Below are 1,118 nucleotides of genomic sequence, written 5' to 3' on the forward strand. Positions count from 1 at the left end.
AATTACTTACCTGCTGCGTCGCCCAGAATCTTGGCAACAACACCTGCACCAACGGTACGGCCGCCTTCGCGGATTGCGAAGCGCAGGCCTTCTTCCATCGCGATCGGGTTGATCAGCTTGACGGTGATCGACACGTTATCGCCTGGCATGACCATTTCTTTGTCCGCTGGCAACTCGATCGAACCGGTCACGTCCGTGGTACGGAAGTAGAACTGTGGACGATAGTTGTTGAAGAACGGGGTGTGACGGCCGCCTTCGTCTTTCGACAGGACATAGATCTCGCCGGTGAAGTGGTTGTGCGGCTTGATCGAACCTGGCTTGGCCAGAACCTGGCCACGCTCCACGTCTTCACGCTTGGTACCGCGCAACAGCAGACCGACGTTGTCGCCAGCTTGACCCTGGTCCAGCAGCTTGCGGAACATTTCCACGCCGGTGCAAGTGGTCTTGACGGTGTCCTTGATACCGACGATTTCGATTTCTTCGCCGACCTTGATGATACCGCGCTCAACGCGACCGGTCACAACGGTGCCGCGACCCGAGATCGAGAACACGTCTTCGACTGGCATCAGGAATGCGCCGTCGACTGCGCGCTCTGGCGTCGGGATGTAGGTGTCGAGTGCTTCGGCCAGGGCGATGATCGCGTCTTCGCCCATTGGGCCAGCGGCGCCTTCCAGAGCCATACGTGCCGAACCCTTGATGATTGGCAGGTCGTCGCCTGGGAACTCGTATTTCGACAGGAGCTCACGGACTTCCATTTCAACCAGTTCCAGCAGTTCTGCGTCGTCGACCAGGTCGCACTTGTTCAGGAACACGATGATGTAAGGAACACCAACCTGGCGTGCCAGCAGGATGTGCTCGCGGGTCTGCGGCATTGGGCCGTCAGCTGCGGAGCAAACCAGGATCGCGCCGTCCATCTGTGCCGCGCCGGTGATCATGTTCTTGATGTAGTCGGCGTGGCCTGGGCAGTCGACGTGAGCGTAGTGACGGTTAGCGGTCTCGTACTCGACGTGCGCGGTGTTGATGGTGATGCCGCGTGCTTTTTCTTCTGGCGCCGCATCGATCTGGTCGTATGCTTTTGCTTCGCCGCCGAATTTCTTCGACAGAACGGTTGCGATCGC

1 protein-coding gene is annotated in these 1,118 nt (G+C 58.9%); it reads right to left on the minus strand.

Translation table 11 applies throughout. The features are described from left to right. Positions 1 to 2 precede the first annotated feature (2 nt). Positions 3 to 1,118: elongation factor Tu (tuf, locus tag EJB06_RS31510; protein ID WP_126077964.1), on the minus strand; the 1,116-nt coding region annotated here is incomplete at its 5' end.

It is taken from the genome of Massilia atriviolacea (assembly GCF_003953935.1).
In the GTDB taxonomy this organism is placed as follows: Bacteria; Pseudomonadota; Gammaproteobacteria; order Burkholderiales; family Burkholderiaceae_D; genus Telluria_A; species Telluria_A atriviolacea.